Origin of the sequence: Olleya namhaensis (assembly GCF_900114005.1) — a bacterium.
Taxonomy (GTDB): domain Bacteria; phylum Bacteroidota; class Bacteroidia; order Flavobacteriales; family Flavobacteriaceae; genus Olleya; species Olleya namhaensis.
In genome coordinates this window covers 41,321-66,853 of the sequence record NZ_FORM01000004.1, presented here as the reverse complement: position 1 = coordinate 66,853, position 25,533 = coordinate 41,321, and the positions used below count along the sequence as shown (strand labels likewise).

Genomic DNA, 25,533 nt, shown 5'->3' with positions numbered 1-25,533 from the left:
ACACCTTAAATATTGTGCCATATTTTAATTTTTACGAATTATATTTGTCTTAAATTAAAATTGACATGACAGAATTACAAAAAACAATAGAGACTGCTTGGGATAACCGAGAGTTATTAACAGACGCAAAAACGATAGACGCTATTAGAGAAGTGGTTAACCTTTTAGATTTAGGAAAACTTCGAGTAGCAGAACCGACAACTGATGGTTGGCAGGTTAACGAATGGGTTAAAAAAGCGGTTGTTTTATATTTCCCTATTCAAAAAATGGAAACTTTAGAAGCTGGTATTTTTGAATATCATGATAAAATTCCACTAAAAAGGGGTTATAAAGAAAAAGGAATTAGAGTGGTACCAAATGCTGTTGCACGTCATGGTGCTTACATATCTGCTGGAACAATTTTAATGCCTAGTTACGTAAATATTGGCGCGTATGTAGACGAAGGAACCATGGTTGATACTTGGGCTACCGTTGGTAGTTGCGCACAAATTGGTAAAAACGTACACTTATCTGGTGGTGTTGGTATTGGTGGTGTTTTAGAGCCTTTACAAGCGTCTCCGGTAATTATAGAAGATGGTGCATTTATTGGGTCACGTTGTATCGTTGTAGAAGGTGTACACGTAGAAAAAGAAGCTGTTTTAGGAGCTAATGTGGTATTAACCATGAGTACTAAAATTATAGATGTTACGGGTGATACTCCTGTTGAGATGAAAGGTCGTGTACCTGCAAGATCAGTAGTTATACCTGGTAGTTACACTAAAACCTTTGCTGCAGGAGATTTTCAAGTCCCTTGTGCATTGATTATTGGAAAACGTAAAGAAAGTACAAATAAGAAGACATCTTTAAATGATGCTTTAAGAGAGTATGATGTTGCTGTGTAATTAATTTAGAATTACAGTAATTATCAAAACAAGTTAAAGTACTGATAAAAAATAAATAGCGATTGAAAATTTTAGTTGTACAACAGAAAATGATTGGGGACGTACTGACAAGTAGTATTCTGTTTGAAGCTCTGCGCGAAAAATACCCGAAGGCACAACTAGATTATGTTATTAATACTCACACATATGCGGTTGTAGAGCACAACCCATATATTGATAACTTTGTTTTTATTACTCCAGAGATTGAAAAGAGTAAACTAAAATTTTATCGCTTTTTAAAAACTATAAAAAAAGAAAAATACGATATTGTTATTGATGTTTATGGCAAATTAGGAACTGCACTTATCAGCGCTTTTACTGCTGCCAAAACTAAAATAGCATATCATAAAAAATATACTGCATTTGTTTTTTCGCATACTGTACAGCGTTTAAAAAAACCGCAACACAATGCTAGTTTAGCAATTGAAAACAGATTAAAACTTTTAGAACCTTTAGATATTACTTTTAAAAATAGAGTCCCTCAAATTTATTTGAAACCTCAAGAAATAAGTAATGCTAAAAAATATTTAGAGAGTTCCAATATACAAGACAGTAAGCCTCTATTTATGATTAGTGTTTTAGGTAGTAGTCCTATAAAAACCTATCCTGCTAAATATATGGCTGAATTGTTAGATAGTCTTGTAGCAAATACTAAAGACGCTCAGATACTTTTTAATTATATACCAAAGCAGAAAACAGAAGCAAAAGCTATTTTTGATTACTGTCTACCAGAAACAAAAAAGCATATCTTTTTTGATGTCTTTGGAAAAAGTTTAAGAGAATTTTTAGCCATTACAAAACAATGTGATGCCTTAATAGGAAATGAAGGTGGTGCAAATAACATGGCAAAAGCACTAAACATTCCTACTTTTACTATTTTTTCGCCGTATCTAAATAAAGCTAATTGGTATAGTAAAAACGAGCCAGGACATAATATAGCAATACATTTATCTGATTATATCCCTTACGGGGAAACCGATAAAAACGAAGCTAAAAAGGATCCTGAGAAATATTATCTAAAACTAAAACCTGAATTTATAAAACCCGAACTTAAAAACTTTTTAAGTAACTTATAACCATGAATTATAAATTTTTAATCTACATATCATATAGTTATGCATTACCAATTGGTAATCCTTTGGAAAAAGAAATTTTAAAACGAGGCTATACTGTAAAATGGTTTGCAGATATTGAAGATGGTAAAAAAGCAATACAAGAAAAAGATAATGCTTTACAAACTATACAGGATGTTTTAGATTATAAGCCCGATGTTGTTTTAACAGCAACTAATATGGTGCCCGATTTTATTACAGGTTTAAAAGTGCAAGTATTTCATGGATTTTTAGCACGTAAAAGGCCATCAAAAAAACACATATTTAGTGAGTTCAGAATTCGAGGATTCTTTGATTTATATTGCACGCAAGGTCCAAGTACAACCAGTATATTTAAACAATTAGAAGAAAAGCATAAACACTTTAAGGTTATAGAAACAGGCTGGAGTAAAGTAGACCCGTTATTTCCTATTACTAAAAAAACGGACAATAGTAATATTCCTACCGTTTTAATAGCCTCAACATTTACCGAAAGATTAAGCTTAGCGTTTAACAATGAGGTTTTTGATGAGATAAAAAGACTTTCTATCACTAATAGATATCGCTTTAAAATGGTGCTTCATCCTAAAATACCTAAAGTAATTGTGGATAAATGGAAAACACTTGAGAACAAAAATTTTAGTTATTACGATACAACAGATTTGATTCCAATTTTTCAAACTTCAGATATTTTGTTTGCAGATACCACATCTGCGATTCAAGAATTTTTATTACAAAAAAAACCGGTAGTTACATTTAATCATACTTTTAAACACAATTACTTAATTGATGTAAATGAATCAATCAATATTGAAAAAGCCTTTATTGAAGCTTTAAATCCAACTGAAAAATTGCTCAAAAACATACAGGTTTTCATAAAAGATCTCCATCCTTATTTTGACGGAAAATCTAGTATGCGCATAATTGATACTACAATCGCATTTTTACATGATGATAAAAGTTACTTAAAACGTAAACCTTTTAACATCATAAGAAAATACAAAATACGAAAACAACTAAATTACTATACTTTAAAAAGCTATAACAAACCACCCACAATAGCTAAATAATTTGATTAAACTTAATTTAATAGCTATCTAATACTTGCCATGAAAACAATCGCTGGACTAATTATAACATTTAATGAAGAGAAACATATTGAGGAATTGATTAACAATATCTCATTTGTAGACCAAATTATTGTGATAGATTCTTTTAGTACCGATGCTACGTTAGAAAAAATAGCAAAATTTAGTAATGTAATAGTAATACAGCATAAATTTAAAAATTTTGCTGAACAGCGTAATTTTGCTTTAAAGCAGGTTACCCAAGACTGGATACTATTTATTGATGCAGACGAAAGGATAACCAAACCATTACAAAAAGAAATAATTACAACTATCAATAGCGACACTTCTATTTCTGGTTACATGATAAAACGTTTATTCTACTTTAAAAATAAACGCATTAGGTTTAGTGGATTTCAAACGGATACAACCTATCGCTTATTCAAAACAAATAAAGTAACTTATATTCAAGATAAAATAGTGCATGAAATGCCAAAAATTGAAGGAGAGACAGGACTTTTAAAAAACAACATGCTACATTATAGCTTTGATAGCGCAGCTCATTACAAGTCAAAAATGGAGCATTATGCTAAACTTAAAGCATTAGAATTAAGCAAAAAAAGAAAGACAACCAATATCTTTAATTTACACTTTAGACCATTATACAAGTTTATTGTCAATTATATATTTAGACTAGGTTTCTTAGATGGTAAAGAAGGCTTTACGCTATGCTACTTAAGTGCCTATGGTGTATACTTTAGATACAAAACACTAAAAACATTAAATCATTAACGTTTCCAAAATTTAAGTTTCTTTTTTAAACGTTTCTTACGATAAAACTTTTCTTGGAAAGTTTCAGTCTCTTTCCACATTAAATTAAAAATCTTGTCATAATCAGCACCAGAACATTTTGCGTACTCATCACTCATAATTTCAACCATACTTTTATGAATGGTTAATCTTGCAAAGTTTTTAATACGTACATGAAGGCTTAAATCCTTAAACTGCATTCTATTTAAATCGACTAGATAAAACTGATAGTCCTCTCCTACTTTTTTTATTAATGTATTTCCTGGAGAATGATCTAAAAACAAAATATTATTTTCGTGTAGGTTAAATGTAAACCTAGTAAAAGCTCTTAAAATAGTTTCGTAATCTGGTATATTAAAATCTTTAGTTAAATCTCGGTAAGTATAATCGCAATCTAATTGTTGACTAACATAGCAGCTTTTTTTAAATAAAAAAGTGCTCGTTTCTTCATAAAAAGCAACAGGTTGTGGTGTTCCAATATTTAATGCTTTAAGTTTATTAGCATAAATAAACGAACGCTGTGCTTTACTTTTTCTAAAAAAACGATACGCTACTTGGTTAATAAAATTAGGAATCCTAAAAGATTTTACATTTACAATATAACCTTGCAAATCAAACGTTTTTAAAGTATTTCGTTCTTGATCGCCAAAAGGCGTTCCTTTAGTTTCAAAATTAACAAAAATGTCATCTAAAACTGATTCGTTTATTTTAAAGTCTGGATGTACTTGTCTATTTGTTTTCACTTTTATCTTTGTTAATTCCATTGTCACACCACGTTACATTGTTTTTTATAGTCTGTAACTCAATACTATTATTTTTCTCTAAATTATTTTTAGGTTTTTCAAAGTGATAAATATGAAAAACAATCGCTTTGTATCTTATTCGTCTTGAAATAACCCCATTATTCAATAATCGCAATGCGAAATCAGAATCCTCACGACCCCAACCTTCAAAATCTTCGTTATAACCATTAATAGCCAAAGCATCCGTTTTAAAATAAGACGTATTACATCCTCTATATTTTTTAGAAAACTCTCGACTAGATTTATAAAAATGGCTAAGAAAAGGAATATGAATCGCTCTAGTGCGTTTCTTAATTCCTTTAGACAAAAATGAAAAATTAATTCCGTTGCTCTTAAACAATGAATCTAAAAACGTTTTTTTTATGGTAACACGACTACCAAAAAGATACTGGCTTGGTTTTGCTAAAGACAAATGATCTTTAACAAAATGTCTATGCAAAATACAATCTCCATCCACCTGTAAAATATAATCTCCTGTAGATTCTACTATGGCTCTATTTAAAACTTTTGCTTTTCTAAACCCTATATCTTCTTGCCAAAGATGAAGAACCGTAATTGTTGTTTTAGACTTAAAGGCATCTATAACCACTTTAGTTGTTTTAGTAGACCCATCATCCGCAATAATAACTTGATCCGGAAGTTTTGACTGGTTTAAAACGCTTTTCAAAACTAAACTTAATGCTTCGGGCCAATTGTATGTTGATATAATTAAGGTATTAGTCATTTTTAAAATAGCCTTCAAATTTAACGTCCTTCTTCTTTTTAAAAAGTCCCAAATGTTTAAAATATTGTCCTATATTTTTTTTAAACAAATAAAATTTAGAGTGACACATTCTAGGATTAGCTTTTATAATTTTCTCTATTTTCTTTAAATCTTTAGTATTAAAATAACCTAAAGACTTCCAAAGCTTAGGATCCAAATAAAAGGTGTTTTTTATTGTTTTATAATTATTTTTATTTGCCTTTTTCCACTTATCAAAAAACTGATTATTAAATTGATGGCTATGCCCCCAATTTTTAAATTTAAAACGCAGCTCTTCCTCTGTTCTAGATAAACATTCATGTAAAAGCACATTGTTGGTGTAAATAATGCGTTCTTTAGTTTTTCTAGCGGTCTTGTAATTAGGATAATTTGTAGCCAAAAACACTTTTGTAGGCTGTTTAACATACAGCAATCCATCCTCCAAATATTTATAGATATTAATTAAAAATCCTGCTATCTGAATTGGGTTTTCCTTTGGATTATCTAAGTACTTATCATGATGTCTTAATGTTTTTACAAACTTTTCAAAACCAATAAAAATCTCGTCAGAATCCACTTGTATTAGCCAATTACCAATTCCCATTTTTAATGCTAATAAATGACGTTCTCTTGTATCATTCTGGATAGCATTTAATTCTGGAATGTAAAAATCAGCTCTATAAATTTCAATCTTATTATCCTTGTCAAAACTAGTTAACCATTCAAAAAAACTATGATCCACCTCAAAGGACATTCCTGTCCAAGTACGCTGTTTGTGGTCTAATGCAAGGTAGATTTTATCCGCTTGATCATAAACTGGAGGAATGGATAGTTTTAACTTTTCGTAGTCATAAGACATCAAAAAGCCAACAACAATGTTTTTCATTATAAATTATTAGTCAAACAAATCTAACAAATAATAAAAACTTAAGTGAGTCAATCTGTTGGTTTTATTTATTTTTACCGAAAATTACTACATGGACGTTTCTATAATTATTATTAATTACAACTCTTCAAGCTATACGATTGGTTGTATTGACTCCATATACAAATATACCAAAGGATTAAATTTTGAAATAATTGTAGTAGATAACGACTCGAAAACAGAAGATTTAAACGTAGTAGAAAATCACTTAAAACAAATTGATTTTACGTTAATAAAAAGCACAAAAAACTTAGGGTTTGGAGGTGGAAACCATTTGGGCTTCCAACACTCTAAAGGTAAACATATCGCTTTTGTAAATAACGACGCAAAACTAACCGAAAACGCTCTATTACAACTACTAACCTATAGTCAATCAAAACCCGCTACAGGTTGTATTGGCTTAAAACAAGTAGACGAAAACGGGAAAATTTTTAAATATAGTTACCGACAGTTTATAGATTTAAAGTATCATTTATTTGACCAGAAAAAACCTGTAAAATATTACAGTAAATTACACAAATCAGATTTATCAGAACCCTTTACTGTTGATTTAGTTTCTGGTGCTTTTATGTTTTTTAAAAGAGAAGCATATGAAAAGTGTGGCGGTTTTGATCCTAAAATATTTTTATTTTATGAAGAAATGGATATTTGTCTTCGTTTAAAAAAACAAGGTTATTCTACAGAGTTTTATCCTAAAGCCTCATTTATACATTATATGGGAAAAAGCAGCGTTAATATCGCTTTAAAACGAGAATTTACAGTATCCTATCTGTACGTAATAAAGAAAAACTACAGTACAGCTTATTATCAATTTTTACGTTTTATTTTAACGCTTAAATATGGTGTGAAAAGCATTTTTAAACATAAAAAACATTTAGTTCCTTTTAAAATAGTCTTAAAAGGTGGTGATCCTTTACGTTTTTCTATGAGAGTTAAGGGTTAACTATTTGTAGTATTTGCGCTTCTGTGGTTGCTAATGAAAATGGTTTTAAAATACTTTGACAACTATCACTAGCTGCATCCCAAAGTACTTTCTTTGTGTATAAAGCAACTATTTTATGAGCTATTTCCTCTGCTGAATTTGCAATCATTATTTCTTGCTGATTTTCAAAATCAAAACCTTCTGCACCTACATCTGTAGTTACCAATGGTAAACTATGCTCTAAACTTTGTCCTATTTTACCTTTAATACCTGCCCCAAAACGTAAAGGAGCAACAAACAACTTAGCAGAGTTTAATGTCACATTAATATTATCCACAAAACCCAAAAGATTAAATCTATTCGAGGCCAATAATTTTATATCTTCAGTAATATAACTACCTACAATATTAACTTTTACTTCTGGCAAAGTTTGCCAAACTAAGGGCATAATATTTTGCTTTAAATATTTGACAGCATCATTATTGGGGTCATGTCTAAAACTTCCAACAAACAAAATATCTTTTCTGTTTTCAAAACCTATAAAATCAGAATTCTTGTCTACATGTTGATGTATATTACTTATCAACACAACTTTTTCACTAGCATTAAAATGTTGTTTAAGTAATTGTTTATCTGTTTTAGAGATAGCAATAACAGTATCTGCTAACTTACAATTCTCTAATTCAATTTTAAGAAATTTTTCAGCTTCAACCTTTAGAGCCTTATTACCACTTAACTCATACTCTCTTAACAATCTAACATAATGAAAATCCACCATATCAAACACTAATCTTACATTTGGGTTAGCAGCTTTAATTAACGCATGAAATTTGTTGAAAATCATTGGTCTGTGCAACCACGCAATAGTTGTTTTTGGAGCAATAAACTGTATAAATCTTTCTTTTGTAACAAGCTTACCACGACTATCTACACTAGGTTGATAAACATTAACGCCCAAATCTATAAACTTTTGAAGGTAATCGCTCTTATACTTGTACTGTTTTAAGTCTGCAACCAAAAATACTGCTACGTTATTTTTTAGGAGTAATTTTATAATTTCGGTTAAGCGTCTAGAACCAGAATCCTTATTAAATTCTGGAATAATCTCATCAATAATTAAAACGTTTTTTTTAGAAAAAGTAAAATCATGTATATCAAATGTCTTCTTTTCTTTTTTTAACCTTTTGGTTAGTAAAGAGATTTTGTACTTGTTTTTTATAGATTTAAACATGAAATATTAAGTTTAGATGCTAAACAATTTATTTATTATAAAAAAATAAGACTTTAAGAAAACATTTGTAGTTTCTATTTGGGTAAAGCCATTTGAAATTCTTCTAAAAATCTTAAAATAAGACCTATACTTACCTTTACGTGTATAATAAGGATACAAAACCTCTATACCTTGACGTTGCAAGAATTCTATTTTTTCAAGGCTAAAGTTAAGCTTAGACTTTAATAAAACAGTTATTTTCTTTCCATTGTTATTCTCAGATTCAATTTTAGAAATAACATCATCATCCATTGTGTCTTGCAAAAATAATATCGCATCCGACTTCAATCTTAAATCCTTAAAATCCTTAAAACTTTTAGATTGCTCTAAATGATTTGCTTTTAAAGCTGCTATCCATTTATTCTTAAACTTTACTTTATTAGCAGATATTAACTTTTCTTTTTTACTATTTTTTTCTTGACCATAACTAATGCTTTCAAAATGAATCAATTTAGCAAAAGGTTGATAATAAATATCTAGACCGTGATTATACTTCAATTGCATACACAAATCTGTCTCTTCATAATAAGCTGGTAAAAACGCTTCATCTAATTGCACAAGGTCATTATTTGGCAACAATCGTTTTAATAATAGACAATAACCAGAACAATAATCAGATTTTCTCACATAATTATAATGTGGATTTTCAGGCGTTGAAAATCGCCCATTATTATGCGCTTCTCCATTACTAAATATAGTACAACCAGCTTCTAAAACCATACCACTAGGGTGAATAGCCATTGCACCTACTGCACCTACATTTTTATTGTTTTCAAAAACACAAAACAATTCCTTTAATAGAGTATCAAAAACAACCACATCATTATTTAGTAATAAAACAAATTCACCTTTAGCTAATTTTAAACCCTTATTTATATTTTTAAGAAACCCAAGATTAGTTTCATTAGTAACAAGTCTAACACCGGTAACTTGTTCTAAATACGACTTAGTATCATCCGTACTTTTATCATTAATCACAATAATTTCTACTTCAAAAGCATTACATTCTTTCATTAAAGAGTGCAAACAATTTAGCGTGTATTTCAACTCATTATAAACAGGTATAATTATGCTCAATTTAGGCTGTAAACACTCAGTAAAATGGATTTTGTTTTTAGTAAAAAACGCCATTTCATGAAAATCGTATTCTAAAGTCTTTTTGTACTTCAAAGGTTCTTTTTTTTCGTAAATATAACAGTTAAAATTATAACTAATAAAAGTTATTAAAATTTTAAAAAGAAGTCACTCAACCTTAAAATATATTATATTTACTTTTAATTTAAATTAGAATGATTAAGATAGGAATACTAATCTCATATGATTATAAATTTGTTTTTGAATGTATAAAACATATTTATGATTATGCTGATGAAATAATACTTGCTTACGACAAAAATTCGCAAACCTGGTCTGGTAATACGTTTGAAATAGACCCTACTTTTTTTACTGAGATTAAAGAAATTGACCCCTTAAAAAAAATAAAATTTTACAGCGACAATTTTTATGACAAATCCCTAAGTGCCATGGAGAATGACACTAGAGAAAGAAATATGCTTTCTAAATTTATGGGGCCCGATTGTTGGCAATTACAGATTGATGCTGACGAATATTTTTTAAACTTTGATAAAGTAGTTGGATTCTTAAAGCAACACTCATTTTACTTAAAACAACCTGATAAGTATCCTTTAACAATAAGAGGTAAATGGATTACTTTATTTAAAAAAACGGACAATGGATTTCTTTACATTGAAAATGACGAATCCTTTAGTTTTGGTACTAATCAAGTTGAAAGTTATAATTTTGCTAGAGATATAGATTGTACTGTATTAAAATCAAATTTTTACTGTGTGCACCAATCTTGGGCGAGAGAAGAGGAAGAAATCTACCAAAAAGTAAACAATTGGAGTCATAAAGATGACTTTGACCAAAAAATATTTTTTGATTTTTGGAGAAAAGTAAATGAGACTAATTTCCATAAGCACACCAATTTCCACCCCATATACCCGCAAGAGTGGAAAAAATTGAGTTTTATTGCTTGTGACTCTGTTGCAGATTTTACAGAAAAATATGGGCAATTAAACCAAAAAAAAATAAACAAAAAAACAAAGCTTCCAAAAAAGCATAGAAATCGTTTATTAAAGAACTTACTCAATATTAGGTAAGCCTCTAATAATATTTATAAAACACAGAATTAAAACTAAGACTAATGAAGGAGATAATACAAGAAACTATAGAAATCTTAAAACAAGGCGGACTTATACTCTATCCAACAGATACCGTTTGGGGAATTGGTTGTGATGCAACTAACGCTAACGCTGTCCAAAAAATATACAAACTAAAACAACGCCAGGATGATAAATCTTTAATCTGCTTAGTTAATAATTATAGTATGCTAGAAAGACATGTAGACAATGTGCCAAAAATAGCATACACCATTTTAGATATTGCGGACAAACCAACCACTGTAATCTACGATGCCCCAGCTGGTATTGCTGAAAATTTGGTAGCAAAAGACAATACATTAGCAATTAGAATAGTGAATCATGATTTTTGCGAAAAATTGATAAAATATTTTGGAAAACCAATTGTATCCACCTCTGCAAATATAAGTGGTCAACCAACACCAAAATCCTTTAAAGAAATTAGCGAAGCTGTTTTAAAAGGTGTGGATTATGTCGTAAATTTGCACCAACAAAAAAACGGAGGAAATCCTTCTACTATTATAAAACTAAGTAATAGAGGAGAGGTCAAAGTTATCCGCGAGTAAATAGTTTTATGAATTACAAAGAAGCCCTACAAAACCCAATATTTAAATTTATATCTGAAGCCTCTAACAACTTAAATTTAGACAGTTATGTTATTGGTGGATTTGTACGTGATTTTATATTAAAACGAGGTGACGCTAAAGATATTGATGTTGTTGCTGTAGGAAGCGGAATAGAATTAGCTAGAGAAGTTGCTAAACTACTACCAAACAAACCTAAAGTACAAGTTTTTAAAACTTACGGTACAGCCATGCTACGTTATAATGACGTAGAAATAGAATTTGTTGGGGCTAGAAAAGAATCTTACAACGAAGATAGCAGAAACCCAATTGTAGAGAATGGTACGTTACAAGACGACCAAAATCGTCGTGACTTTACAATAAACGCACTTGCTTTAAGCTTATCCGAATCTAATTTTGGAGATCTTTTAGACCCATTTAATGGTGTAGCCGACTTAGAACGAAAAATAATAAAAACACCTTTAAACCCTGATATAACGTATAGTGATGATCCTTTACGTATGATGCGTGCTGTTAGATTTGCTACACAATTAGATTTTATTATTGAAGAGGAATCGTTAAAAGCAATTACCAGAAACAACGAACGCATAAATATCATTACTAAAGAGCGTATTATTGTTGAACTAAATAAAATTATAGAAAGTAAAATACCTTCTAAAGGCTTTTTACTTCTAGAAAAAACTAAGCTTTTAAAACATTTTTTACCAGAGATAACTAATCTTAAGGGTATTGATGAAGTTGAAGGTCAAACTCATAAAGACAACTTTTATCACACGCTAGAAGTAGTAGACAATATTTCTAAAAACACAGACAATGTGTGGTTGCGTTGGGCTGCTTTGTTACATGATATTGGGAAAGCACCAACAAAACGTTTTAGTAAAAAAGTGGGATGGACTTTTCATGGCCATGAGTTTGAAGGTTCAAAAATGGTGTATCACTTATTTAAACGTTTAAAAATGCCATTAAATGACAAAATGAAATTTGTCCAAAAAATGGTATTTATGAGCTCTAGACCTATTGTTTTAGCGCAAGATTTAGTAACAGACTCTGCTGTTAGACGCTTAGTTTTTGATGCAGGAGATTACGTTGAAGATTTAATGACGCTTTGCGAAGCTGATATTACTACCAAAAACCCAAAACGATTTGAAAAGTATCACAACAATTTTAAAATTGTTAGAGATAAAATTATAGAAGTAGAAGAGAAAGATCATGTTCGTAATTTTCAACCTCCAGTATCTGGAGAAGAAATTATGAAAACGTTTAATTTAAAGCCTTCAAAAGAAATTGGTATCATTAAAGAAGCAATAAAAGAAGCCATTCTTGAAGGAGAAATACCAAACGAGCACGATGCTGCTTTCAATTTAATGATTAAAAAAGGGGAAGCTCTAGGATTAATTAAAAGTTAAAAATCATGTTAGAATTAATTAAAACAAATTCTGAAAACATCGACTTTAAAAATCTAGTTATAAAACTAGACCGCTTTCTTAAAATCACAGATGGCGATGATCACGATTTTTACAATCAATACAACGGTCTAGATAACATAAAACACGTATTAGTTGCCTACCATGACAAAACGCCTGTTGGTTGCGCAGCGTTTAAACCTTTTGACAACAATACTGTCGAAATTAAACGCATGTTTACCACGGAAGCTGCAAGAGGCAAAGGTGTTGCATCCGCTATTTTAAAACAACTAGAAGTTTGGGCTAAACAATTAAACTACACGCATAGTATCCTAGAAACAGGCATACGACAAATAGAAGCGGTTAATTTTTATAAAAAATGCAATTATCAAATCATCGATAATTACGGTCAATATAAAGGTATAAAAGAAAGTATATGCTTTAAAAAAGCATTGTAAGTTAAAGAAAAAGCAATATGAAAAAGGACAATAACAAAGTTATCTATTGGCTATTAACGGGTTGTTTATTAATTTTTATAATGGTCATTGTTGGTGGTATCACCCGATTAACACATTCAGGATTAGCCATTTCTAATTACAAACTTATCTCTGGGACTATCCCTCCTATGAATGATGTGGAATGGCAAGAGGCTTTTGACTTATACAAGCAGTTTCCTGAATACCAAAAACTAAACAATCATTTTAATATTGAAGAATTTAAGGACATTTACTTCTGGGAATGGATCCATCGTGTTATTGGACGTTTTATTGGATTAGTATTTTTCTTTCCGTTTTTATATTTTTTAATTACCAAGCAACTAACAGGACCTACCATAAAAAAATCGATAGGATTAATGTGCCTAGGTGCTTTGCAAGGTTTTTTAGGTTGGTACATGGTTAAAAGCGGGTTGGTTGACAGACCAGACGTTAGCCATTATAGGTTAGCCATGCACTTAACAACTGCATTTATAACCTTTGCTGTCACCTTTTGGGTCGCACTAGATTTGATATTCCCGTTTGACAAAATTGTAAATACAAGGTTTAAAAGATTAGTGCAAGCAGGTATGTTAGTGTTAATTATTCAGATAATCTATGGTGCTTTTGTAGCAGGATTAGATGCTGGATGGATACACAACCATTGGCCAATGATGAGCGAAGGAAAATTAATTCACGAAAGTGTATATTTAGAAAGAGAAACTCTATTTGCTAATTTAACAGAAGGTAAAAGCGGTGTGCAATTTGTACACAGAAGCTTAGCATATGTTGTAGTACTATTTATTCTTTTAATATTTTTTAAAGGAAAAAAATATATCGAAACCAACTACCAACGTAAAGCGCTTAATTTATTAATGTATCTCGTGTTTTTTCAATTTACATTAGGGGTTTTTACATTATTATTACAAGTTCCTGTTTGGTTAGGTGTTGCCCATCAAGTAGGTGCGTTTTTATTGCTATCCGCAATGACATTTACGTTACACCGTTTTAGTAAATAACAGCTAAAAGCACTATCTTTACACACTTATTTTTTTATTATGATTTACAGATTCAGAGTTATATTAGACAACGATACCAAAGAAGATATCTTCAGAGATTTTGAAATTCGCGAAAGCGATACTATGGAAGACCTACATAATGTTATCACACAATGTTTTGGCTTTGAAGGTAATGAAATGGCTTCTTTTTATTTAAGTGATGACGAGTGGAATCAAGGTGAAGAAATTAGCCTTTTTGACATGAGTGATGGATTAAACGAGGTTAGATTAATGAATGAAACCTCTTTATCTGATACTGTGCACGAAGCACAAACAAAATTAATTTACGTTTACGACTTTATGAGTATGTGGACCTTTTTTGTTGAATTAGCTGAAATTGTTGAAGTTGCCGAAGGTGTAGACTATCCTAACCTAATGTACGTTCAAGGTCAAGTACCTACTGAAGCACCTGAAAAAGTGTTTGAAGCAGAGAAAGATGAATTTGAAGACGAATTAGAGGACGATGATTTTAATATTGACGATTACGATAATTTAGACTTTGAAGAAAACTGGAATTAAAAATCCTGAGTATTCATATCTTCATAATTACGTTTAACAAAGTTTAGTGCGTTTTTCAAAATTTCGCCCATATTTTTACTTTTCTTAAATTCTAAATCTAACGTGTGATCGTATATTTTAGACTTTAGAAGTTCTATATTGCCTGTATTTGATATTTCGTCATTAACCATGCAATCAAGTAATTGGGCAATACGGTCGTTATAACTTATCATACGTTTTGCAACTATAGAACGCTCTTCAATTTTATATTGATCTATAGATTCTTGAGTAAACTTTTTAGCGACTAGTTGTACTAATTTTAAATTTTCCTTAAAAAACTGAGGTCGGTAGACCTTAAACTTCCCTTCGTAGCATTGTTGGTCAAAATCAATAGCTCTAATTTTAAACACAACGTGATCAAAATCATGCGTTGGTACAATTACGTAATTATAAGCACGCATATCCCCTAGTAATCTAATCATGCAACGCTCGTTAAACTTAACAAACTCTTTTGCAATCTGAGATTTTTCACGTTCTGAACAATCTGGTAAATTATTTTTTATAAACTCGTCACCAGGTATTCCCGCAATATGCTCCTCTATTAAAGTGTTACCGTGCACCATAAAGTTTAACTGATATGGAGACAACATCTGTTCTAACTCTAAGCCGTAAATACGGGAAGCATCGGCTTTTTTGACATAAAAATAGGTGTAATTGTCATTTATAATATTCCTGATTTTTACTCTAAAAGGTTTAGAATTTCCAAAAGTACAATAGTCTATGGCATCAATATTTAGATAAGCATTAGCAGTAACATTTCCATCAGAATGGAGTCTACTGTAAACCTTTTTTAAACTAAGATCAATTTCTTCTCTATCAAATTCGCTAAAATACACACGTACCCAAAGCGTATCAATATCATCTTTATCATAAACCGTTATGGCACCCTGAAAACGCAATAAATCGTCATATAGAATAGTTATTTTAGAGTTTCTATTGTACTCTGTTAAATACTTATTCAATCTATCGCTAATTGGGTAAGACGGTTTTTTCTTCGAAATTTTTAAATCTTTCATAAATTTATCTGTTCTCAAATTTATAAACTATATTTTAATTTGTAACATTTTTAACAATCTATCGTCTTACTATTAAACCAATCAAAAAACCACACATCTTGGAAACTATTCTTAGCATTAGTAATCTTACTAAAAAGTATGGCAATTTAACGGCTGTCAATAATTTATCCTTTACAATTCAAAAAGGTAACGTTTATGGTATTTTAGGACCAAACGGAAGTGGAAAATCAACCACTTTGGGTGTTACCTTAAATGTTGTCAACGCTACTAGCGGAAACTTTAGTTGGTTTGGAGGAGACACCACTACACATCAAGCATTAAAAAGAGTTGGAGCTATTATTGAGCGTCCAAACTTTTACCCTTATATGTCTGCATACAAAAACTTAAAATTAGTATGTAAAATTAAAGAAATCAGTGAAGATAAAATTAACGAAAAACTAGAATTAGTAGGTCTTTTAGACCGAAAAGACAGTAAGTTTAAAACGTTTTCTTTAGGGATGAAACAGCGCCTAGCAATTGCATCCGCTTTACTTAACGATCCTGAAATTTTAATTTTAGACGAGCCCACAAACGGTTTAGACCCCCAAGGTATACATCAAATTAGAGCAATAATACAAGACATAGCCAGTCAAGGTACTACCATTTTATTAGCGTCTCATTTATTGGACGAAGTAGAAAAAGTTTGCTCTCATGTTGTCGTACTTAGAAAAGGTGAAAAATTATATGAAGGTCCTGTAGATCAAATGATATCAAGCAACGGTTTTTTTGAATTAAAAAGCGAAAATACTGATGACTTAATTAACTATCTAGAAGCGCATCCAAATGTTAAAAGCACCAAAATTCTGGAAGGTTTAGTAACTGCTTTTATTGATCAACCAATGTCTGCTGCTGCTTTTAACAAAGAGCTATTAGAAAAAGGCATTTTATTATCTCACTTAGTATTGAGAAAAGAAAGTTTAGAAGAACAATTCCTTCAACTTACAGACGATCTAAACGACGCTAACTAACCACTACCTTAACAAACCGCAATCATGTTTCGACTATTATCCATAGAATTACAAAAATTACTAGAAAACAGAAGTAGTAAAATACTTATCTTTTTTTCTTTTATACTGCCCTTTTTTATAATATTATTATCGTCATTTAAAATCAATTTTTTTGGCTTATTCACGATAGATTTAGGAAGCGTTGGTATTTTTGACTTTCCATACATTTGGCACATAACAACTTTTTTTACAGCCCAATTCAAACTGTTTTTTGCTATTGTTGTAGTAAGTATGATTGGTAATGAATATAGCAATAAAACTATTAAGCAAAACCTAATTGATGGTTTAAGCAAGAAAGAATTTATACTCTCCAAATTTATTGCTATTGTCTTTTTTGCTTTGGTATCCACGTTATTAATTGGACTAATTACTTTATGTATTGGATTGTATTACTCCGGAGATACGGAAGCCTATTACATGCATAGCGAAATTATATTTTTATTAGCTTATTTTGTTAAGCTTGTTGGCTTCTTTAGTTTATGTCTTTTTCTAGCCGTATTAGTCAAACGATCAGCATTTGCGCTTGGTTTTATGTTTATCCTTTTTATTTTAGAATGGATTGTATATGCGATACTAGCAAAAAACTATGATGATGACATAGCAACTAACATCCAAAATTATTTCCCATTAAAATCCATGTGGAAATTAATAGACGAGCCCTTTAGACGTATTGTATTAATGAAGTCGCCAGAAAAAACAGAACTCCTTTATGACTATGCTGTGCATTGGAATGAAATAGGGATTGTTGTGGTTTGGACTGCTCTATTTATATACGGGTCATACAAACTATTACAAAAACGAGATCTATAGTCAGAATACCTTTTAACATCTAACTTTTATATTAGTACATATTTTATAATATCTTTACTTTCAAGAGTCATAAAATATGAAGCAACTATTATTAATCCTTTCCCTGTTTTTTTGTTACACCATTGTAGCCCAAAATGAGGCTTCAAACTGGTATTTTGGAAATAATGCAGGAATAAATTTTAATACAAATACCAATGCTGTGTCAGCATTAACTGATGGGTTATTAGTTACAGAGGAAGGCTGTACTAGTATATCAGATAGTGATGGCAATTTGTTGTTTTATACTAACGGTGAAAATGTATATACCAGTCAGCATACAATTATGCCAAATGGAACAGGTTTATTTGGTAATCAATCAAGCACACAATCTGCTATAATAGTACCAAAACCGGAATCAACGACTATTTTTTACATTTTTACTCAGGATACAAATTTCCAATCTAATCCTGACAATGGTTTCAACTACTCTGTTGTAGATATGTCCTTAAATGGCGGTTTAGGCGCAGTAACCTTAAAAAATCAATTTTTACTTAATAAAGCTTCAGAAAAATTAAGCGCCATAGTAAAAGATTGTCAATCTCAAAACATATGGGTTGTTACCTATGCTGATGATGATGCACGTACAAACGCAAATGCTGTTGACAATAATAACAATACATTTTATGCTTTTGAAGTCAGTGCTGCATCGGGCGTAAATTTAACTCCTGTAGTTTCTACTTTACCATTTACTATTTCAGAAAGAAGAGGTTACCTTAAGTTTTCCCCTGACGGTACTAAATTAGCTTGTGCTAATGTCGCGGATGGGCTTTACCTTTTTGATTTTGATAAGGCAACGGGAATAGTTAGCAATCCACAACAAATTAACACCCAATTCTCACCGACCAATAAACCTCAATCCCCATACGGAATAGAGTTTTCTCCTAATAATCAAATATTATATGTTTCGACTTATTTTGAAACACTGTCAGAAGATTTCACCAACCCAAGCGCACAATATGGTGCATTACTTCAGTATAATTTAACAGCACCTAACATAAGTCTTACAGAGCAAGTTTTAGACCAAAGAGTTATGTACAGAAGTGCATTACAGTTAGGTCCCGATCTTAAAATATACAGATCTTTGAGTGCTACTTATGACCAAGGAACACCTTATTTAAGTGTTATAAATAACCCTAATAGTGTCATCGCACCAAACTACCAACATCAAGCCATAGATTTAAATGGACGAAGCTCTAGACAAGGTTTACCGCCTTTTATAGCCTCTTTTTTCTCTGAAAAAATAGATATAATACCAACAGATGCTTCAAATAGTATTGATTTACCACTATGCATAGGTGATTACTACACCTTAATTGCAGAAGATATCCCAGGAGCAGTTTACACATGGACCGTAGACGGAATAGAAATACCAACCCCCACGATTGTAAATGAACTGTTAATTTCAGAAAATGGTAATTATGAGGTTTTAATAGAAATAAATAATATTGATTGCGACAAAAAAGAAGGTCAAGCAGTTGTTACTTATTTTGAAATTCCGATAGCAACGCAACCTGATGACATGATTATTTGTGATGATACTAATGCATTAGTATTTCCATTTAGTCTTTTTGACCAAGATGCAACTATATTAGGTGATCAACCCTCAGACACTTATACCGTAAATTATTTTTCATCTCAAATAGATGCTGACTTAAATCAAAACCCTCTAAGTAGTATTTACACTAACACTGCTCCTGAAGAAACCATTTTTGCTAGAGTCTTTAATAACGGAAATCCTAATTGCTATGACACAACAAGTTTTATAATTAAAGTATCGGATAAACCTGAAATCGATAGCTTAGCACCATTTATTATTTGTGACGATATGACTGATGGAGATGACAGCAACGGTCAAACCACACTAAATTTAGCAGATTTTAATGATCAGGTCTATAATGATCAAAGCGTATTAACATATGCTATTTCGTATCATATTTCTCAGGCAGATGCCGATATAAATAATAACCCTCTGCCAAACAATTATTATAATACAACGCCAGTAAATCAAACGCTTTTTGTTAGACTAGAAAATATTGACAATCCAACCTGTTTTAATACAGGAAGTTTTGAAATTACAATCAATCCTGTCCCTATTGCATTGGATGTAATACTTTTTCAATGTGATCAAGATGGTATTGCAGATGGATTAACCACCTTTAATCTTAACGAAAGCATACCTGAAATTACCAACAACACTTCAAATACCTCAACAGCTTTTTATAATAATATGTCCGATGCTGTAGCAGAAACTAATGCCATAGACGGAAGCGCTTACAATAACAACTCAAGTCCTCAAACACTTTATACCGTAGTGACAGACAACACTACTAATTGCAAGTCTATTGCCACATTAACTTTAGATGTTAGCGTCACACAAACTAATAACTTTATAGCGCCACCTGTATGTGATGAGCTAGAATCAGAAGATGGTATTAACACGTTTAATTTAGACGTCTTTTCAACCGAAATATTAAACGGGCTTCCTAATGATCTTACAATTAATTACTACGAAACATATAACGATGCTTTAATTGAAATTAATTCACTACCAATTACATATACCAATACAACACCATACAGTCAAGTTATTTACGCCAGAGCAGAAAACAATAATGCTTGTTACGGTATTAATGAAGTCCTATTAACCATTAACCCGTTACCTGAATTGTCTGAAGACGAAACTGTTTTTTATTGTTTAAATGAATTTCCTGAGACTATAGAATTAACAGCTTCAAACCCAACCAACAATAGCTATAGTTATAATTGGTCTACAAATGAAACTACAGCAACAATTGAAATAAATGCTGCAGGAACATACACCGTAACAGCAAGTACCGCAGAAGGCTGCGAAAAAACAAAAACGATTATAGTAGAAGCTTCAAACATAGCAACCATTGAAAACATTGAGGTCATTGATGGTAACATAACCAATAACGTTGTTACTATTATTGCATCAGGAGAAGGTGATTATACTTTTGAATTAATAGATGCCGAAAACCTATCGTCAGGCTTTCAATCTAGTAATATATTCAGTAATGTTAAACCTGGAATTTATTCAGTAAACGTAAAAGATATAAAAAATAACTGCGGAACAATTGACCAACTATTTTCTGTAGTAGGCTTTCCGCTTTTCTTTACGCCAAACAACGATGGTCAAAACGATTATTGGCAAGTCTATGGCGTTTCAAGTCAATTTCAGCCTAATTCTGTCATTCAAATTTTTGATAGATATGGTAAATTACTAAAACAGTTTACACCTAGTAGCAAAGGTTGGGATGGTACTTTTAATGGTCTACCTTTACCAACAAATGACTATTGGTTTACTGTAAAACTTCAAGACGGAAGGCTTTACAAAAACCACTTTACTTTAAAAAGATAATTTGAAATCACTTAATAAAACCCTATTTCTTGTTTGTTTATTTATCTACTCTTTTGGATACTCGCAACAACCAACAGATTGTATCGATGCCATCACGGTATGCGGAAACTCTAACGTTAGCTTAGATGTTAACGGTATTGGTACACAAGAATTATCAGGAAGCAACACCTGCTCTAGTCAAGAAAACAATAGTATATGGCTAAAAGTAACCACAGTAAATAGTGGAACTTTAGCATTTACACTTACACCAGACAGTAATGCTATAACAGAAGATTATGATTTTTTTATTTTTGGACCAAACGTGTCCTGTGGTAATATAGGTCAAGCAATAAGATGCTCCACCACCAACCCACAAGCAGCCAATCAAGGCAATAACTTAACAGGATTAAGCGCTACCGCTTCAGATACAGCGGAAGGTCCTGGAGTAGATGGTAATAGTTTTGTAAGCGCCATTAATGTTAGCGCAGGAGACTCTTATTATATTGTCATAGATAGACCTGTTGGTAACAGCCCATTTAGTATTGATTGGACTGGAACTGCACAATTTTCAGAACCTCCAACTAGCGCTGCTTTTAACGCTAATCAAATTGCAATTGAAAACTGTGACCTAACAAGTCCGTTTGATGACGGTATTACATCATTTAATTTAGAAGAAAACACACCTACAATTATAGGTGGTCAAAATAATGTAACGATTACTTATCACGAAACAGAAAGTGATGCCAATATAAATACAAACGCATTACTAAGTCCATATACCAACTTGACTAATCCTCAAACCATCTATAGCAGATTAACCAATACAATAACTAATTGCTATACTATTGTTCCGTTTGAATTAATCATAGGCACTGGTCCCGCAATAAATGCACCTTCAGATTATCAAGTTTGCGATGACGCTTCGGACGGTAGCAATACCAATGGTCAATCTTTTTTTTATTTACCTAATAAAAATACCGAAATTGGTGGTGCAAATACTTCTGATTTTACTTTTTCATACCATCCAACAACTATAGATGCATCCAATAACACAAATGTTTTAGCGGATAACTATTATAATACGACTCCCGATTTACAGACCGTTTTTGTTAGAGTAGAAAACGTATCAAATCCAGGTTGTGTATCTACAATAGCATTAAATTTAATAGTGAATGAAGCTATAATTACCAATGACAGTTCTCTGTTTCAATGTGATGAAGATGGTTCAATTGATGGGTTTACAATTTTTAATTTAGACGAAGCATTTGATGACCTAACAGCAGGATTTACTGATAGAAACATTGTTTTTTACCCAGATGCAATTTCGGCTTTAAGCCAAACAAATGCCATAAATAGCTTAGGGTATAGCAACATTAGCAATCCGCAAACTATTACCGCTGTTGTAACTAACCCAAACACCAACTGTTTTGCAACTGCGACCTTAACTTTAGAAGTCAGCACAACATCAATTAGTAATTATGATGCAGCTCCTGTTTGTGACGACGCAGATTCTGAAGATGGTTTAAACACCTTTAATTTAAGCGATTTTTCCGCAGATATATTAATTGGTCTCCCTGCAGATTTAACCATTAACTATTACGAAAATTATAACGATGCGCTTTTAGAACAAAACCAACTACCCAATAACTACACTAATACAGTGCCGTATAATCAAACTATTTACGTTAGAGTTGAAGACAACAATGCTTGTTACGGGATAAACCAAGTTACTTTAACCATCATACCATTACCTCAAATTGAAGACGATCAAACATTGTTTTATTGTTTAAATAACTATCCTGAAACTATAAACTTAACTGCAGGAAATACTGATGATATTTTAAATAATTATACCTATAGTTGGAATACAAGCGAAACAACAACTAGTATAGATGTAAATACTATTGATAGTTATACTGTTACAGTCACTAATAGCTTAGGGTGCTCCAAGGTCAAAACTATAACCGTAACCCCTTCTAATATTGCTACTATTAATGATATTTTGGTTGTTGATAGCACTATAGATGAAAACCAAGTCACGGTGCTAACCTCCGGAGAAGGTGACTATGAATTTGAACTTATAGATTTTTTAGGAGAAAGCACAGGTTTCCAAGACAGTAATGTATTTAATAATATCTCTCCAGGATTTTATACCGTTAATGTTAAAGATGTAAAAAACGATTGTGGGACTGTTAACCAACAACTATCCGTAATTGGCTTTCCTTTATTTTTTACACCTAATAATGATGGCGAAAATGATTTTTGGCAAATTTATGGTGCCTCCAATCAGTTTCAACCAAATTCAACCATTCAAATTTTTGATAGATATGGAAAACTATTAAAAGAATTTACTGCATTAAACACAGGTTGGGACGGTACTTTTAATGGCTTGCCAATGCCGACAAATGATTATTGGTTTATTGTTAAGCTAGAAGATGGTCGAGTTTATAAAAACCACTTTACTTTAAAACGATAATATGTTGTATTTTTAAGGAACCCCAAGGACCAATGAAACAATTGTATTTTGCTTTTTTATGTTTACTACTTTGCTTTAAACAAGCACATGCACAAGATATTACACTGTTTCAACAATTTAATGGTAGATACGATTATACCGCCATTGGGAACACTTTAAATCAAGCTGAAAACAACTTATCACAAAGTTTTTGCGAGATCCTTCCCTCCTCTCAAGCAACCTTAAACCTACCCACAAATACTAGCATTACTGCTGCCTATTTATTTTGGTCTGGTTCTGGACCGGGAGATACCACGGTTACATTAAACACAACTGCCATAGTCGCAGAGGACACGTACACTGTAAACTATAATGAAGGAACAACCAATCAACTAACTTATTTTGCTAGTTACGCCGATGTTACCGGTCAAATTATTACTGAAGGTGATGGAACTTACGTATTTTCCGACTTAGACATTGCTGATGTATTAGCCAACACACCTGGATATTGTGAAAACAGAACAAATTATGCTGGTTGGAGTTTATACGTGATATACCAAGACGATACGCTGCCTTTAAATCAAATCAATCTTTTTTTAGGTTTAGAAATTATAAATGGAGACGTACAAGACAAAACAATAGTGCTAGAAAACATAAACGTTTTGGACAATAATAATGCTAAAATAGGTTTTTTAGCTTGGGAAGGCGATAATGCTTTAAATTATGGAGAATCCCTATCTATTAACGGAAACACCTTATCTAATCCTCCACTAAATTTAGCAGATAATGCCTTTAATGGCACCAATAGTTTTACTAATGCTACTGATTTTTATAACGTCGATTTAGACGTTTATAACATTGAAAACAATATTCAAATTGGCGATACCGAAGTAACAATTAACCTAACAACTGGAGCAACGGACACTAACGGAATCTTTAGAGCTGATTTAATAATTATAAATAATATAATTACAGTACTAAATAGTCAATTACCCGATGCTACCATAATGGTCAATACCTATAATGTTAGTTGTGCAAGTAGATTAGTCACTATAGACTACACTGTTTTTAACACTAATAGTACAGATATATTATCGGCTAACACTCCAATTGCTTTTTTTATTGACACCCTATTAGTCGCACAAAGTCAAACTACTAATGACATACCAATTGATGGTAATGAAACCAGTCAAATTACAATCCAAATTCCGGATAACGTTCCGGATAATTTTAATATCCAACTTGCAATAGATAACAACGGAAACAACGAAGGGATAATAACTGAAACTAACGAGGAAAATAATACAACTAATCAAGCCATAACATTAATAGCATTTCCAGAAACTATTATTATAGATTCTCTTTTAGAATGTAATCAAGGTTATAATAGTGCCATTTTTGATTTAACGCAAGCGTTATCACAAATCAATCAAAGTCAATATTCTAATTTTCTGTTTTACGAAACGCTTGATGATATAACAAGTAACACCGCTATTACCAATCCAAATAACTACATAGCTAATACTACACCGCAAAACATTTTTATAAAAGCAGAAACAGACCAATGCTTTGACATATACACGTTTCAGTTAGTAACCCAAAACTGTCCACCTTACATACCTCAAGGATTTTCTCCTAATCAAGATTCAATAAACGATTATTTTAATATTCAAGGTTTGTATTCCATATTTGAAAATCACGACCTTTTAATCTACAATCGTTATGGTACTTTAGTTTTTAAAGGAAATGATAATACCAAATGGTATGGTCAAATAAATCAAGGGTTAACTAACCATGGAAAAACCGTTCCTGTCGGTACTTATTTTTATGTTCTTCACCTCAAAGACCCGAATTATCCTACAAAAACAGGCTGGGTTTACGTAAACTATTAAAAGACAATAATTTAGTTAAAACTTTTAATCGATATAATTTGTATTTAATCGATAAATAGTCTAGTTTTGTACTTTAAACGATGAAATACG

Annotated in this window: 22 protein-coding genes; 16 read left to right on the top strand and 6 right to left on the bottom strand. The window is 31.4% G+C overall.

Features of this window, described 5'->3' with window-relative positions; genetic code table 11:
* Positions 1-65: 65 nt before the first annotated feature.
* From BMZ09_RS07500 to BMZ09_RS07485, 4 genes are all read left to right on the top strand, one after another.
* A complete protein-coding gene (locus BMZ09_RS07500; RefSeq protein WP_090839090.1) occupies positions 66-881 on the top strand; it encodes a 2,3,4,5-tetrahydropyridine-2,6-dicarboxylate N-succinyltransferase in 816 nt (271 codons plus the stop codon).
* Between the two features lie 62 nt (positions 882-943).
* Positions 944-1,996 carry a glycosyltransferase family 9 protein gene (locus BMZ09_RS07495; RefSeq protein WP_090839088.1) on the top strand — a complete coding sequence of 351 codons (1,053 nt, stop codon included), beginning with the start codon at positions 944-946 and terminating at the stop codon, positions 1,994-1,996.
* Positions 1,997-1,998: 2 nt separating this feature from the next.
* Positions 1,999-3,081 carry a CDP-glycerol glycerophosphotransferase family protein gene (locus tag BMZ09_RS07490; RefSeq protein ID WP_090839085.1) on the top strand — a complete coding sequence of 361 codons (1,083 nt, stop codon included), beginning with the start codon at positions 1,999-2,001 and terminating at the stop codon, positions 3,079-3,081.
* A 39-nt stretch (positions 3,082-3,120) separates the two neighbouring features.
* Positions 3,121-3,870: a glycosyltransferase family 2 protein gene (locus BMZ09_RS07485; RefSeq protein WP_090839083.1), complete on the top strand. Its 750-nt coding sequence runs from the start codon at positions 3,121-3,123 to the stop codon at positions 3,868-3,870.
* Here BMZ09_RS07485 and BMZ09_RS07480 read toward each other — a convergent pair.
* The 3 genes from BMZ09_RS07480 to BMZ09_RS07470 are packed head-to-tail and all read right to left on the bottom strand — an operon-like array spanning position 3,867 to position 6,319.
* Positions 3,867-4,631 (bottom strand): lipopolysaccharide kinase InaA family protein, encoded by a 765-nt coding sequence (locus BMZ09_RS07480; RefSeq protein ID WP_245741109.1) that lies wholly within the window; start codon positions 4,629-4,631, stop codon positions 3,867-3,869. The two genes, BMZ09_RS07485 and BMZ09_RS07480, sit on opposite strands and share 4 nt — an antisense overlap.
* Positions 4,618-5,415 carry a glycosyltransferase family 2 protein gene (locus tag BMZ09_RS07475; RefSeq protein WP_090839079.1) on the bottom strand — a complete coding sequence of 266 codons (798 nt, stop codon included), beginning with the start codon at positions 5,413-5,415 and terminating at the stop codon, positions 4,618-4,620. The genes BMZ09_RS07480 and BMZ09_RS07475 overlap by 14 nt, the downstream gene beginning before the upstream one ends.
* The gene (locus BMZ09_RS07470) at positions 5,408-6,319 is read right to left on the bottom strand and encodes a hypothetical protein (RefSeq protein WP_090839077.1); all 912 of its coding nucleotides are present in this window, start codon (positions 6,317-6,319) and stop codon (positions 5,408-5,410) included. Before BMZ09_RS07470 ends, BMZ09_RS07475 begins: the two co-directional genes overlap by 8 nt.
* A gap of 91 nt (positions 6,320-6,410) precedes the next feature.
* On the opposite strand from BMZ09_RS07470, the gene BMZ09_RS07465 reads away from it, so the two are divergent.
* Positions 6,411-7,301 carry a glycosyltransferase family 2 protein gene (locus BMZ09_RS07465; protein WP_090839075.1) on the top strand — a complete coding sequence of 297 codons (891 nt, stop codon included), beginning with the start codon at positions 6,411-6,413 and terminating at the stop codon, positions 7,299-7,301.
* On the opposite strand, the gene BMZ09_RS07460 is transcribed toward BMZ09_RS07465, so the two are convergent.
* Positions 7,291-8,511 carry a glycosyltransferase gene (locus BMZ09_RS07460; protein WP_090839073.1) on the bottom strand — a complete coding sequence of 407 codons (1,221 nt, stop codon included), beginning with the start codon at positions 8,509-8,511 and terminating at the stop codon, positions 7,291-7,293. The genes BMZ09_RS07465 and BMZ09_RS07460 overlap by 11 nt on opposite strands.
* Before the next feature lie 12 nt (positions 8,512-8,523).
* Positions 8,524-9,720 carry a glycosyltransferase family 2 protein gene (locus BMZ09_RS07455; RefSeq protein ID WP_143067793.1) on the bottom strand — a complete coding sequence of 399 codons (1,197 nt, stop codon included), beginning with the start codon at positions 9,718-9,720 and terminating at the stop codon, positions 8,524-8,526.
* Positions 9,721-9,839: 119 nt separating this feature from the next.
* On the opposite strand from BMZ09_RS07455, the gene BMZ09_RS07450 reads away from it, so the two are divergent.
* From BMZ09_RS07450 to BMZ09_RS07425, 6 genes are read left to right on the top strand one after another with little or no spacing between them, the layout of a single operon-like run.
* Positions 9,840-10,712, top strand: coding sequence for a hypothetical protein (locus BMZ09_RS07450; RefSeq protein WP_090839069.1), 873 nt, complete (start codon positions 9,840-9,842; stop codon positions 10,710-10,712).
* A 44-nt stretch (positions 10,713-10,756) separates the two neighbouring features.
* Complete coding sequence (locus BMZ09_RS07445; RefSeq protein WP_090839067.1) at positions 10,757-11,317, top strand: L-threonylcarbamoyladenylate synthase; 561 nt, start codon at positions 10,757-10,759, stop codon at positions 11,315-11,317.
* A gap of 8 nt (positions 11,318-11,325) precedes the next feature.
* The gene (locus BMZ09_RS07440; protein WP_090839064.1) at positions 11,326-12,741 is read left to right on the top strand and encodes a CCA tRNA nucleotidyltransferase; all 1,416 of its coding nucleotides are present in this window, start codon (positions 11,326-11,328) and stop codon (positions 12,739-12,741) included.
* A gap of 5 nt (positions 12,742-12,746) precedes the next feature.
* Positions 12,747-13,196 (top strand): GNAT family N-acetyltransferase, encoded by a 450-nt coding sequence (locus tag BMZ09_RS07435; protein ID WP_090839061.1) that lies wholly within the window; start codon positions 12,747-12,749, stop codon positions 13,194-13,196.
* Positions 13,197-13,213: 17 nt separating this feature from the next.
* On the top strand, positions 13,214-14,230 hold the full coding sequence (locus BMZ09_RS07430; protein WP_090839058.1) for a COX15/CtaA family protein: 1,017 nt from the start codon (positions 13,214-13,216) through the stop codon (positions 14,228-14,230).
* Positions 14,231-14,269: 39 nt separating this feature from the next.
* Positions 14,270-14,788 carry an IS1096 element passenger TnpR family protein gene (locus tag BMZ09_RS07425; RefSeq protein WP_090839056.1) on the top strand — a complete coding sequence of 173 codons (519 nt, stop codon included), beginning with the start codon at positions 14,270-14,272 and terminating at the stop codon, positions 14,786-14,788.
* Here the strand turns inward: BMZ09_RS07425 and BMZ09_RS07420 are convergent.
* The gene (locus BMZ09_RS07420; protein WP_090839054.1) at positions 14,785-15,843 is read right to left on the bottom strand and encodes a hypothetical protein; all 1,059 of its coding nucleotides are present in this window, start codon (positions 15,841-15,843) and stop codon (positions 14,785-14,787) included. The genes BMZ09_RS07425 and BMZ09_RS07420 overlap by 4 nt on opposite strands.
* Positions 15,844-15,941: 98 nt before the next feature.
* Here BMZ09_RS07420 and BMZ09_RS07415 point away from each other — a divergent pair, with 98 nt between their 5' ends.
* The 5 genes from BMZ09_RS07415 (at position 15,942) to BMZ09_RS07395 (ending at position 25,443) form a co-directional block, all read left to right on the top strand.
* Positions 15,942-16,850, top strand: a complete 909-nt coding sequence (locus BMZ09_RS07415) for an ABC transporter ATP-binding protein (protein ID WP_090839052.1) — start codon at positions 15,942-15,944, stop codon at positions 16,848-16,850.
* 24 nt (positions 16,851-16,874) lie between these two features.
* On the top strand, positions 16,875-17,699 hold the full coding sequence (locus tag BMZ09_RS07410; protein WP_090839050.1) for an ABC transporter permease: 825 nt from the start codon (positions 16,875-16,877) through the stop codon (positions 17,697-17,699).
* Positions 17,700-17,775: 76 nt separating this feature from the next.
* The gene (locus tag BMZ09_RS07405) at positions 17,776-21,117 is read left to right on the top strand and encodes a T9SS type B sorting domain-containing protein (RefSeq protein ID WP_090839048.1); all 3,342 of its coding nucleotides are present in this window, start codon (positions 17,776-17,778) and stop codon (positions 21,115-21,117) included.
* A 1-nt stretch (position 21,118) separates the two neighbouring features.
* Positions 21,119-23,572 carry a T9SS type B sorting domain-containing protein gene (locus BMZ09_RS07400; protein ID WP_090839046.1) on the top strand — a complete coding sequence of 818 codons (2,454 nt, stop codon included), beginning with the start codon at positions 21,119-21,121 and terminating at the stop codon, positions 23,570-23,572.
* A gap of 32 nt (positions 23,573-23,604) precedes the next feature.
* Positions 23,605-25,443: a T9SS type B sorting domain-containing protein gene (locus BMZ09_RS07395; RefSeq protein WP_090839044.1), complete on the top strand. Its 1,839-nt coding sequence runs from the start codon at positions 23,605-23,607 to the stop codon at positions 25,441-25,443.
* Positions 25,444-25,533 lie beyond the last annotated feature (90 nt).

Coding starts and splice junctions, on each gene's coding strand:
- BMZ09_RS07500 (WP_090839090.1), top strand. CDS start 66: ATGACAGAATTACAAAAAACAATAGAGACTGCTTGGGATAACCGAGAG.
- BMZ09_RS07490 (WP_090839085.1), top strand. CDS start 1,999: ATGAATTATAAATTTTTAATCTACATATCATATAGTTATGCATTACCA.
- BMZ09_RS07485 (WP_090839083.1), top strand. CDS start 3,121: ATGAAAACAATCGCTGGACTAATTATAACATTTAATGAAGAGAAACAT.
- BMZ09_RS07475 (WP_090839079.1), bottom strand. CDS start 5,415: ATGACTAATACCTTAATTATATCAACATACAATTGGCCCGAAGCATTA.
- BMZ09_RS07470 (WP_090839077.1), bottom strand. CDS start 6,319: ATGAAAAACATTGTTGTTGGCTTTTTGATGTCTTATGACTACGAAAAG.
- BMZ09_RS07465 (WP_090839075.1), top strand. CDS start 6,411: ATGGACGTTTCTATAATTATTATTAATTACAACTCTTCAAGCTATACG.
- BMZ09_RS07460 (WP_090839073.1), bottom strand. CDS start 8,511: ATGTTTAAATCTATAAAAAACAAGTACAAAATCTCTTTACTAACCAAA.
- BMZ09_RS07450 (WP_090839069.1), top strand. CDS start 9,840: ATGATTAAGATAGGAATACTAATCTCATATGATTATAAATTTGTTTTT.
- BMZ09_RS07445 (WP_090839067.1), top strand. CDS start 10,757: ATGAAGGAGATAATACAAGAAACTATAGAAATCTTAAAACAAGGCGGA.
- BMZ09_RS07440 (WP_090839064.1), top strand. CDS start 11,326: ATGAATTACAAAGAAGCCCTACAAAACCCAATATTTAAATTTATATCT.
- BMZ09_RS07435 (WP_090839061.1), top strand. CDS start 12,747: ATGTTAGAATTAATTAAAACAAATTCTGAAAACATCGACTTTAAAAAT.
- BMZ09_RS07430 (WP_090839058.1), top strand. CDS start 13,214: ATGAAAAAGGACAATAACAAAGTTATCTATTGGCTATTAACGGGTTGT.
- BMZ09_RS07425 (WP_090839056.1), top strand. CDS start 14,270: ATGATTTACAGATTCAGAGTTATATTAGACAACGATACCAAAGAAGAT.
- BMZ09_RS07420 (WP_090839054.1), bottom strand. CDS start 15,843: ATGAAAGATTTAAAAATTTCGAAGAAAAAACCGTCTTACCCAATTAGC.
- BMZ09_RS07410 (WP_090839050.1), top strand. CDS start 16,875: ATGTTTCGACTATTATCCATAGAATTACAAAAATTACTAGAAAACAGA.
- BMZ09_RS07405 (WP_090839048.1), top strand. CDS start 17,776: ATGAAGCAACTATTATTAATCCTTTCCCTGTTTTTTTGTTACACCATT.
- BMZ09_RS07395 (WP_090839044.1), top strand. CDS start 23,605: ATGAAACAATTGTATTTTGCTTTTTTATGTTTACTACTTTGCTTTAAA.